General features: G+C 31.3%; 10 protein-coding genes and 1 tRNA gene. 1 reads left to right on the plus strand and 10 read right to left on the minus strand.

The features are described from left to right. Positions 1–664 precede the first annotated feature (664 nt). From Q8S45_RS06850 to Q8S45_RS06890, 9 genes are all read right to left on the minus strand, one after another. Positions 665–742: transfer RNA gene (locus Q8S45_RS06850), tRNA-Val, on the minus strand. Between the two features lie 137 nt (positions 743–879). Further along, positions 880–2097 (minus strand): folylpolyglutamate synthase/dihydrofolate synthase family protein, encoded by a 1218-nt coding sequence (locus Q8S45_RS06855; protein ID WP_305602757.1) that lies wholly within the window; start codon positions 2095–2097, stop codon positions 880–882. Positions 2098–2101: 4 nt separating this feature from the next. Further along, entirely contained in the window at positions 2102–2944 is an 843-nt protein-coding gene (locus Q8S45_RS06860; RefSeq protein WP_371132992.1) for an energy transducer TonB, read from the minus strand. A gap of 3 nt (positions 2945–2947) precedes the next feature. Next, a complete protein-coding gene (locus Q8S45_RS06865) occupies positions 2948–3340 on the minus strand; it encodes a biopolymer transporter ExbD (RefSeq protein ID WP_305602760.1) in 393 nt (130 codons plus the stop codon). A gap of 93 nt (positions 3341–3433) precedes the next feature. Further along, a complete protein-coding gene (locus Q8S45_RS06870; RefSeq protein WP_305602763.1) occupies positions 3434–4114 on the minus strand; it encodes a MotA/TolQ/ExbB proton channel family protein in 681 nt (226 codons plus the stop codon). 115 nt (positions 4115–4229) lie between these two features. After that, positions 4230–5543: a sodium:proton antiporter NhaD gene (gene nhaD, locus Q8S45_RS06875; protein WP_305602766.1), complete on the minus strand. Its 1314-nt coding sequence runs from the start codon at positions 5541–5543 to the stop codon at positions 4230–4232. 205 nt (positions 5544–5748) lie between these two features. After that, positions 5749–7113, minus strand: a complete 1365-nt coding sequence (gene nhaD / locus Q8S45_RS06880; RefSeq protein WP_305602768.1) for a sodium:proton antiporter NhaD — start codon at positions 7111–7113, stop codon at positions 5749–5751. Positions 7114–7123: 10 nt separating this feature from the next. Beyond that, positions 7124–8356, minus strand: coding sequence for a Glu/Leu/Phe/Val dehydrogenase dimerization domain-containing protein (locus tag Q8S45_RS06885; protein ID WP_305602771.1), 1233 nt, complete (start codon positions 8354–8356; stop codon positions 7124–7126). Between the two features lie 45 nt (positions 8357–8401). Further along, the gene (locus Q8S45_RS06890; RefSeq protein ID WP_305602774.1) at positions 8402–9475 is read right to left on the minus strand and encodes an anhydro-N-acetylmuramic acid kinase; all 1074 of its coding nucleotides are present in this window, start codon (positions 9473–9475) and stop codon (positions 8402–8404) included. A gap of 107 nt (positions 9476–9582) precedes the next feature. Here Q8S45_RS06890 and Q8S45_RS06895 point away from each other — a divergent pair, with 107 nt between their 5' ends. Further along, on the plus strand, positions 9583–10722 hold the full coding sequence (locus Q8S45_RS06895) for an acyl-CoA dehydrogenase (RefSeq protein WP_305602777.1): 1140 nt from the start codon (positions 9583–9585) through the stop codon (positions 10720–10722). Between the two features lie 72 nt (positions 10723–10794). Here the strand turns inward: Q8S45_RS06895 and Q8S45_RS06900 are convergent, their stop codons facing one another. Continuing rightward, positions 10795–11667, minus strand: coding sequence for a hypothetical protein (locus tag Q8S45_RS06900; protein ID WP_305602780.1), 873 nt, complete (start codon positions 11665–11667; stop codon positions 10795–10797). Between the last annotated feature and the right edge of the window lie 189 nt (positions 11668–11856).

The raw sequence follows: 11856 nt of genomic DNA on the forward strand, positions 1-11856 counted from the left end.
CGATTTTGTCTCTTTCTTCTTTAAAATGAAGCCTACAAGATTCCTCGCTCCCAAAATTTGCTGTAAAACTGAATAAATTCATCGTTTTTTTTATCAAATATAACGCTTTTTTATTAATTATGGGTAATTACGGACAATCAAATAATTAATTCATAAAATAAAAAAATATCGATTATTATTAATAATCGTTCTAAACAAACCAATTGAAACCCTATTGAAAATGCCTAGCGCACTAACTTCTCATTCAGTTTTTTCATTTGCTTTTTCACTTTTAATGAACTATTTTCCTATAACTAACTTTTGTAAAAAATATAAGGTTATACCCAACAACTTGTGAAACTATTTCCATTGATACCAAAAAAATAAAGAATCACATTACTTGTAAACTACTTTTTTTTATAAATAAGTCTAAATATTACAATCTTTCATCCACCTATTATATAATTTACAAAGAGCATTCTTAACTTATTGTTATTATGATCTAATTATTTTATTAATAATATTTATGACACCTCGAAGAAAAATTGATACCTTTTTTGATGCCTAATAAAATAGGAAATTGTAGAATTTGGATATTTCCCAAAAACTTAAAAACCTAATAAAATCATTAGTTTACTAAATTATAGGCATAAAAAAAGCCTCCAAAAATGGAAGCTTTTAACTTTGGTGGGCAATGAGGGGTTCGAACCCCCGACCCCCTCGGTGTAAACGAGGTGCTCTGAACCAGCTGAGCTAATTGCCCTAAGCGGATGCAAATATATAACTTGATTTCTTATTACACAACGCTTTTTAAAAAAAATTAATATATTTTTCACTTTAATTTTCAATTAAATATTAATCAATTATATATATTCATTTAAAAAATCAAACTCATTTTTTTCAAACAACCTCAGCAACTACAAAAGTACTTCCGCCAATAAAAATTAAATCGTTTTCAGAAGCGCTTTTTAGAGCAGTTTTATAGGCTTTTTTAACACTGTTATAAGAGTTCCCAATTAATTCATATTTAAAGCATTGTTCCTTTAATGCCTTTTCGTCTAAACCTCTTGGAATATTTGGTTTGCAAAAGTAATAGGTTGCATTTTTAGGAAATAAAGGAAGTACATCTTCCAACTTTTTATCGTTAACCATACCCAAAACGATATGTAAATTTTCAAATCGTTCTAACTTTAATTGCTGCATAACTAAGAATAATCCTTCTTTGTTATGACCCGTATCGCAAATAACTTTAGGAATATCATTTAAAACTTGCCACCTACCCATTAAACCAGTATTGCCAATTGTTTTTAAAAATCCTTCTTTTATATGTTCTTCAGAAATATTAAAATTTAAATCCTTTAAAACTTCAATAGTTGTAACAACTGTCTTTTTATTATGCTGTTGATACAAGCCTTTTAAATCAGATTCATACTCAATTTCATCAAACACTTCAGCCAAATACAGGGTAGAACCACAAGTTTGAGCTTTCTTTTCAAAAACTGGAAATGTTTTATCGTGGTATTCTCCAATAACAACTGGGACATTAGGCTTTATAATACCAGCTTTTTCAAAGGCTATTTTTGATAATGTATCGCCTAAAAACTGAGTGTGATCTAAGCCAATATTTGTAATTACCGAAACTAATGGAGTAATAATATTTGTAGAATCTAGCCTTCCTCCCATTCCAACCTCAACAATGGCTATATCTACCTTTTTAAATGCAAAATAATAAAAAGCCATTCCAACTGTCATTTCAAAAAATGATAGTTCATGTTGATCTAAAAAATCTTGATTAGATTCAATAAAATTTGTGACTTGCTTTTTACTAATTACCTTACCATTTACCCGAATACGCTCTCTAAAATCTTTTAAATGTGGCGAAGTATATAAACCTACTTTGTAACCTGCTTCTTGTAAAATAGAAGCCAACATATGGCTTGTAGAGCCTTTACCATTGGTGCCAGCTACATGAACTGATTTAAATTTATTTTCAGGAAAATTTAAGTGTGTTGAAAAAGCAATTGAATTGGTTAAATCCTTTTTAATTGCTGAACTACCTACACGCTGATACATTGGTAGTTTTAAAAACATCCAATCTAATGTTTCTTTGTATTTCATTTAATTATTGCGATAACGAAAATCGGTAACGAATGGTTCCTATTTGTTTAGCTGGAGCATTAGAATCTGGTTGCCAAGTTGTTTTCAATGCAGCCTCTTCGGCTTGAGTTAATAAACATGATGCGGTATTTGTAGAACCTTTAACTCCAGGAGTTGCTTTTATAACTCTTCCTTTATTGTCAACCTCAATTCTAACAATCACTAAACCTTCTTCATTACAAATATAATCTGGTTTTGGCCTACTAATAGGCTTTCTATTTCCTAACTGATAATCTCCACCACTTCCTGAACCACCAGTTCCATAATATCCGTTTGCATTTGGATCTCCATTTATTCCTCCTTTATCACCAGGTACATTATCATTTCCTTCACCTCCAGTTGCTTTTCCAGTGCCATTGCTTATCCCACCAATCATAGCATCCAAATTTTTCTTTTTAGCATCTTCTTCGGCTTTTTTCTTAGCAATAGCATCGTTTTTCGCCTTTTCAATTTTAAGCTGCTCCTCTACCCTTTTTTTTGCCTCTAATTGTTTTTTTATGGTTATAGCATCTTCCATATCTTGAGTAGCAACCTCTTCCTTTACGGTCGAAGTTGGAGTAGATTCTTGTGGAACAGATTCTTCCTGATCTTCTACAATTTGCTGTGAACTTGGTGCTAAAGGCTCTGTTGGTTGGTCATCTCCCATACCCATATCTGAAGTTCCAAAATTTAATGAAATACCAAATTCAATTGGTGGATCTAAATATTTTAGACCAACAAAAAAGATTAGAACAAACAACAAACTCATAATTACAATGGTTATTGCAGCTGATTTTCTCTTATGTACGGTATTTAAATTAAGCATCATTAATTATTTAGGCCTCACTGCTAATATTACCTTAAACTTATTTCTGTAAGCAATATCCATAATTTTTACAGCTTTTTCAATTGGTACACCTTCTTCAGCTCGTAACACAATTGTTGGCTCTTCTTTGTTCAATAACAATGTGGTCAAATCTTTCTCTAATTCATCTTCAATTACCATTTTATTGTCGATATAAAAAATCAAATCTTTGGTAATACTTACAGCTATAGATTTTTTGTTTTCTGTTTTTCCACCAGCTTTAGGTAACAAAATATCTAGTGCACTCGTGGTAACTAACGTTGAAGTTATCATAAAAAATATGAGCAATAGAAATACAATATCCGTCATAGACGACATATTAAACTCTGGACTAACTTTATTTCTTCCTCTAATATTCATAAGATACGCCTTATTTATTCATAGATTAAAAAATTTAAAAATTGAAGTAGTATCCAATTTTGGATCTTTTAATGGTTGAATTATTTAATAATCTTAAATTGGTTCGTTTAATAAATCTAAAAATTCTACCGATTTTGCTTCCATTTCATACACCATTTTATTAGTTTTTACCACTAAATGATTGTATTGAATGTATGAAATTATACCAACTATAAGTCCGGCAACTGTTGTAGTCATTGCTGTATACAACCCATCTGACAACATTTTTATATCTATTTGCCCTCCTGCATTTGCAATTTCGTGAATCGCAACAATCATACCTATTACGGTTCCTAAAAATCCTAACATTGGGGCAGCACCTGCAATAGTTGCTATTACACTAACATTGGTTTCTAATTTATAAATTTCTAGCCTTCCCGCATTTTCAATGGCAGTATGAATATCGGCCAATGGTTTTCCTATTCGAGAAATTCCTTTATCAATTAGTCTCGAAACTGGTGAATTAGCCTGTGCGCATAACATTTTTGCCGCATCTAATTTTCCATGAGAAACATGGTCTCTTATTTTATTCATAAAATTGCCATCCATTTTTGAAGCAGCTTTAATTTCAAATAAACGCTCAAAATAAATATAACAAGAAACTGCTAATAAAATTACTAACAATCCTATAATTATTTGACCTCCAAGTCCTCCATCCATTATTAAATTATAGATGGATAATGTTTTTTCTTCAGAAACAGTTTCTGTTAAAACTTCAGTTGAATTTTGTAGCATGAATAATAATATGAATTAGTTTTTAATATTTCTTTATCTAACGAAAATACATTGTGAAAATTGCAATACCTATTTTTTTTGTAAAAAATGCCTTGATAAATTTAGAATAAAATAGTTATATAAAACGCTGTAAAAGTATGAATGAAAACGCTCCAGCTAAAAACCCTAAAGCAGCTAACCATGCAATATTTTTAAAATACCAAAAGAAATTTATTCTTTCCATTCCCATAGCAACAACTCCTGCGGCAGATCCAATAATTAACATGCTACCACCAGTACCTGCAGAAAACGCAATAAAGTGCCACAATGAGTCGTCTATTCCTTGTTGAAACATACCAATACTTGCAGCAACCAAAGGAACATTATCTATCACAGCAGAACTAAATCCTAAAATTATAACAACCAAATCAATATTTGGAATATTTATACTCAGCCATTCTGAAAATTTGAATAGGTTCCCGACAGATTCCATCGCAGCCACTGCCATTAAAATTCCAAGAAAAAAAAGTATGCTTGGCAACTCAATCCTTGAAAGTGATTTATGTATTGGACTCACATGGGTGTCCTCATTTATTAAAGTAGTCAATTCCAGTTTTCTAAAACTTAAAAATTCTGCCACTATTGCTACTATTGATAATGAAAACATCATCCCTAAATAAGGAGGTAAGTGAGTAATTGTTTTAAAAATAGGTACAAATACAATTGCAGACAATCCTATATAAAACATAATATTACTATAATTTGATGTCTTTTCATTTTCATCCACAACATCTTCAAAGTTACCTTTAAAAATGGGTAGAAAAGAAGCAATAAATGCAGGTACAATAAGAGAAATTATTGACGGAATAAATAAGTTTGTAATTAATTTTAAAGTTGTAACTTTATTTGCAATCCATAACATAGTTGTTGTAACATCTCCAATTGGAGACCAAGCTCCTCCTGAATTAGCTGCAATAACAATTAAACTGGCATACCACATTCTAAGTTCACCAGATTTTACTATTTTTCGAAGTATTGAAATTAAAATTATGGTAGCTGTTAAATTATCTATTACTGCAGAAAGAAAAAACCCTAAAATACAAAATACCAATATCAGTTTTCGCTTACTTTTTGTTTTTACAAATCCTTTTATTACTGAAAAACCATTAAAATGGTCTATAATTTCTACTATGGTCATAGCACCAATCAAGAAAATTAATATTTCTGTCGTTTTACCAAAATGATGTAATAAAGTTTCTTCAAAGTTGGCCGGAACTAACATTTTTAATGCCTCATCTACTCTAAAAACATTAAATTGACCAACTGAAATAACTGCCCACATAAGAACCATCATTAACAATGCAGGAATTAATTTATCAATCTTTAAAAAATGTTCAAGGGTTATAGTTAAATAACCCAAAATGAAAATTAGAATTAGAATATTATCCATTTTTTAAATTTTATAATTACACAATTAATTAAGTGCTAAAAAGCAGATTTAATATATAGCCTTCAGAGTGAAAATGTAAATTTTATTACTCTTGATTTAGTGACTTAAGAACACCTTTTTTTAGTACATTAAATGTAAAAAATTAAAGGAATTAAAAAACAACTAAATAAAAAAAATCAAGAAAATTTTCTTGGTTTTTTTATTTTTAAAAATTTCTTATAAACATAAAAGCAATTGCCCCTGCAACAAAGCCAATAGCGGCTAGCCAAGCAATATTTTTAAAATACCAAAAGAAGTTAATTTTTTCCATACCCATAGCAACAACCCCTGCAGCCGAACCAATTATTAACATACTTCCTCCCGTACCAGCAGAATAAGCAACAAAGTGCCATATATGACTATCTATAGGCTCTTGAAACATTCCCATACTTGCAGCAACCAATGGTACATTATCAACTACTGCTGATCCAACGCCTAAAAGCATAATAACAACATCCATATTTGGAATAATTGTTTTTAAATGCTCGGCTCCTATAAATAGCATCCCTAGAGTTTCTAGTGCCGCAACCGCCATTAAAATACCAAAGAAAAATAAAACACTTGGCATCTCTATTTTTGACAACGATTTATGAACAGGGCTATGATAACCTTCAAGATCATTGTGTTCGTCTGCATGAACATTTGAGATACTAAATTTTGTACGGCTATAAATTTCGGCAAAAACACCCACAATAGCTAAGGACAACATCATTCCAACATAAGGTGGTAAATGAGTAATTGTTTTGAATACAGGAACAAACATTATTGCGCCTAAACCTAAATAAAGCATTATTGGACCAAATTTGTTTTGACTCACAGATAAACTTTCATCTTCAGTTTCAATATTACCTTGAAATGGTTTTAAAAACGAAGCAATAAAAACCGGTATAACAGTACATATTAATGAAGGTATTATTAAATATTCTATTAATTTACTTGTAGAAACTTTTTTCCCAATCCAAAGCATTGTTGTTGTAACATCACCTATTGGCGACCAAGCACCACCTGCATTTGCAGCAATAATAATAATACCCGCAAACCATAACCGAGTTTCTTTATCATTAATTATTTTTTGCAGAATAGTAATTAATACAATGGTAGCAGTTAAATTATCTATAATTGCAGATAATATAAATGCCAAACCAGCAAAAATCCATAATAGTTTTTTCTTTCTTTTTGTTTTAATATAGTTTTTAAAGGTCGAGAACCCATCAAAATAGTCAATAATTTCAACAATAGTCATTGCCCCCAATAAGAAAAATAATATCTCGGCTGTTTTTCCTAAATGATGAAGTAAGGTTTCTTCTAATAAATGATGTTTTTCTTCAGAGGTAAAACTTGCAAATCCATCAATTAATTGATGTGCGCCCGAATCAAACCAATTAGAAAAATTGTCAATTCCAAAAGCGACCAGCGCCCATAAAATTGCCATCATTCCTAATGCTGGAATAAGTTTATCTAATTTTAAATTATGTTCTAACGTAATTGCTAAATAGCCTACTATAAATATTATTATAATTAGTGTTTCCATTTATTTAATTTTAAATTAATTGTTTTAATGCTATTTCAAAAGCTGTTTTACAAATATTGGTTTTAGATCCGCTTTTGGAATAAATTTTTAATAATGCTTTTTTAATGGTGTTTGAAGTATCATTAAAAATGGATGCGTCTTGCATAGGTAATTCAATTTTTGATTCCATCAAATATGCAAAAACTCTTGCAATACCGCAATTTGAAATAAAATCAGGTAATAAACTTACTTCTTTGTCGGTATATTCCATAATGGAACCAAAGAAGATTTCTTTATCAGCAAAAGGTACATTTGCACCTGGAGATATTACTTCTAAACCAGTCTTAATCATTTGAGAAATTTGATCTTTTGTAACCAATCTAGACGCAGCTGCAGGAACAAATATTTCAGCAGGAACAGACCAAATTTTTTCATTTATTTCAGAAAAAGGAATCAATTGATCTGAAACTAATTTGTTTTTTTCTTTTGCAAGAAACAAAGCGGTCATTTCTTCTAAGGAATAACCTTCCAAATTAATTAAACCACCAGAGATATCAATAATACCAACTACTTTAACGCCAAGTTGTGTTAAATAAAACGCCGATGCGGCACCTACATTGCCAAAACCTTGTACAATGGCTCTTTTCCCTTTTAAGTTACCACCATAAATTGCATAATAATGCTTAACAGCCTCGGCAACGCCATAACCAGTTAACATATCTGCAACAGTGTATTTACGCGCTAAATTTGGAGTAAACTGTGCATCTTCAATAACTTTTATTACTCCATGTCGCAATTGACCGATTCTATTTATTTTTTCAGCTTCAGTTGGTTTAAAATGACCATTAAAAACCCCTTCTTGCGGATGCCATACGCCACAATCTTCCGTCATTGGAATTACATCATGAATTTCATCAACATTTAAATCTCCGCCAGTACCATAATAATGCTTTAATAAAGGGGAAACTGCCTTATACCATCGTTTTAAAACCTCTTCCTTTCTAGAATCGTTTGGATCAAAATTAATTCCAGATTTTGCACCTCCAATTGCCGGTCCAGAAACGGTAAATTTCACTTCCATTGTTTTAGCTAATGAGAGCACTTCGTCCATATCAAGTCCTTTTCTCATTCTTGTACCTCCACCCGCAGCGCCTCCTCTAAGTGAATTAATAACCGTCCACCCTTCGGCATCTGTTTCTTGATCTCTCCAATGAAAAACTATTTCAGGCTTTTTATTCTCATATTTTTCTAATAATTCCTTCATCTATTTATAACCTAGCTTTAAGGTTTAGGCAAATATACTAAAATGTTATTGCCTTTTTAAAAAGATTTTTCCGGAACTATGATCATATTTTGCACCAGTAACACTACTCAAACAATTCACCTTATTTTCTGAACGCAATAATCCCAAAAAAGCAAATATCATTGCTTCCTTGAAGTTTACCACCTTGTTATCTGGAATAATAATTGTTGTTTTTGTAAGCAATTTCAACTCTTTAATTAAGTAGGTATTAAAAGCTCCTCCACCTGTTACCAAAACTTTAGATATAGTTTTGTTATCCAAACAATTGGCTATTTGTTGTGTACTGTGCGCAACATATGTTTTTAAAATATCTTTTATTGAAATTTGGTATTTATTTATAATTGGGAAAACATTTTCTTTAATAAATTCAAACCCTAACGATTTTGGAATAGGTTTTTTAAAATAGTCCATTTCGTTTAACTCAAACAAAAGATTCTCATTCAATGTCCCTTCGCTCGCCAATTTTCCTTCAGCATCAAACGGAAAACCTAATAGATTCGAAAAATGATTTAATACAATATTAACCGGACAAATGTCAAATGCAATTCTTTGATTATTTTTTTCAAAAGAAATATTTGCAAATCCGCCTAAGTTTAAACAAAACTCATATTCGGAAAACAATAATTTATCACCAATTGGAACCAATGGTGCTCCTTGCCCTCCAAAAGCAACATCTTGGGTTCTAAAATCACAAACTACTTTATGATTTGTGATGTTACAAATGGTCTGTCCATCACCAATTTGCAATGTATAACCCTCATTTGGCTTGTGAAATATAGTATGCCCATGTGATGCTATAAAATCGATATTAGTACAATTATTCTTCGTTATAAATCCGTTAATTAATTCACCTAATAATTGCCCATATTCAAAATTTAACCCTTCAACTTCTATTTTAGAAGCATTGAATGCATTTCTTAATTTTTTCTCCCATAATTTTGAATAGGAAACCGTTTCTGATGCTTTAATTTCAAAATCAAATAAATTATTTTGAAGATTAAATTGAACAAATACCAAATCCACTCCATCTAATGAAGTGCCAGACATTAAGCCAATTATACGCCAACTTTTCGTGCTCATATTACTCAATTTATGTTTTGTATGATTTTACATATTTAGTAAAATTTTTCTTAAAAAAGACTTATATTTGAAAAAAAATAACCTTTTACTTAGAACTATTATTAAATATGGATTTTAATTTAACTGAAGAACAATTAATGATACGAGATGCTGCTCGTGATTTTGCTCAAACCGAGCTATTACCAGGAGTTATTGAACGTGATGAAAATCAAAAATTTCCCGCCGAACAAGTTAAAAAAATGGGTGAACTTGGGTTTTTAGGAATGATGGTTGATCCAGCCTATGGAGGAAGTGGTTTAGATACTATTTCTTATGTTTTAGCAATGGAAGAAATTTCAAAAATAGACGCTTCAGCATCTGTTGTAATGTCTGTGAATAATTCATTGGTTTGCTGGGGTTTAGAAACATATGGAACCGAAGAACAAAAACAAAAATACCTTGTTCCACTAGCAAAAGGCGAAATTATTGGTGCTTTTTGTTTAAGTGAGCCTGAGGCAGGTTCAGATGCCACCTCTCAAAAAACAACGGCACTGGATAAAGGTGATTATTACTTATTAAATGGTACCAAAAACTGGATTACCAATGGTGGTACCGCGAGTGTTTATTTAGTTATTGCACAAACTGATGTAGCTAAAGGACATAAAGGTATCAACGTTTTAATTGTTGAAAAAGGTATGGAAGGTTTTGCGGTAGGGACTAAAGAAAATAAATTAGGAATTAGAGGTTCAGATACCCATTCTTTAATGTTTACCGATGTTAAAGTGCCAAAAGAAAATAGAATTGGAGAAGACGGATTCGGATTTAAATTTGCCATGAAAACATTGGCCGGAGGAAGAATTGGTATTGCTTCTCAAGCATTAGGTATTGCTTCTGGCGCTTATGAACTAGCTTTAAAATATTCTAAAGAACGTAAAGCATTTGGAAAAGAAATTAGCAAACACCAAGCAATTGCTTTTAAATTAGCCGATATGGCAACGCAAATTGAAGCCGCTCGTCATTTATGTATGAAGGCTGCTTGGGATAAAGATCAGAAACAAAATTACGATTTAAGTGGCGCTATGGCAAAATTATACGCCGCAGATATGGCTATGCAAGTTGCAGTTGAAGCTGTTCAAATACATGGTGGTTATGGTTTTGTAAAAGAATACCATGTAGAGCGTTTAATGCGCGATGCTAAAATAACACAGATTTACGAAGGCACTTCTGAAATTCAAAAAATAGTTATTTCAAGAGCTATTTTGGAATAATAAATAGTTCACATAAAAAAAACCAGTGATTTCTCACTGGTTTTTTTGTTTAAATATTAATCTATTTTTTTCTTATAAACAAGTCGCAACGTCTAGGTGTATTGCATAATATTGATGACCCAGTACAGCTGGAAAAGATAATGATGTACCTTTATTTGGAGCTTGCCCTGGAGTTGGTCTTCCATTTGTAGGTAACGAACCATTAGCGTAACTATACCATTTTACACTTTCAGTTTCACCAGTTGCCAAGAACCAATTATTTGCAAACGTAATAGTAATCATTTTAGTAACTGCATTATAAGTAACATCTCCAATATCATTTGTTCTACTTTCAAATATGTTAGCAGTTACATTTGATAAACCATCACCAATATCAAAAGCAAACCACCAAGCATTATTACCACCAGCTCCAGTTACTGTCCCTCCAACATTATTTCCAGCATAAGCAGTAGTTTTAGCAGATTCTATACAAACTACTAATTCACTACAATCAACAACTGTTACTTCAAACGGTCTAAAACCATTTGTTCCTCCATTGGCGGCAGAACCAGAAATTTGATATCTTAATTGATACACTCCTACAGCTAGAAATGTATAATTTAACGTTTGTGGGCTTGTATTTTGACCGTTAAAATTGTCAATAGTAACCCATTCTGAAATATTTACATCATAAATCTGAACATTAAGAGCTGCTCCTCCATTCCAACCAGATAACGTAAAAGCGTGAGATACATCCACACAGGCAGTGGTAGTATAATCTATAACAGAAGTGTAAGATGCTGTAACAGCAGGTCTACCAGAAACCATTCCATCACTATTACTTTGTTCTTGTGCCAATTCGGCAGCATCCATAGCGTCGTTGTCTTCACTACATGAAGCAGCGATAAGGATGAACATAAATGCAAATGCAAATTTTAAAATTTTTGAAGTAATTTGATTTTTCATGATTTTTGATTTTAGATTAATAATTTTTGATTTTAGTTTAAATTTATTGTATTAACCCGACGGCATTATATCTATAATTATCAAGCTGCATATTGAATATCTTTATGATTGAAATATTTTTGAACTCTATCTGGATTTTGAACTAACATTTGCATATGGTTTTCTAAATTTTCTTTAAGTTTTTCATGG

The organism is Lutibacter sp., assembly GCF_030692605.1.
In the GTDB taxonomy this organism is placed as follows: Bacteria; Bacteroidota; Bacteroidia; order Flavobacteriales; family Flavobacteriaceae; genus Lutibacter.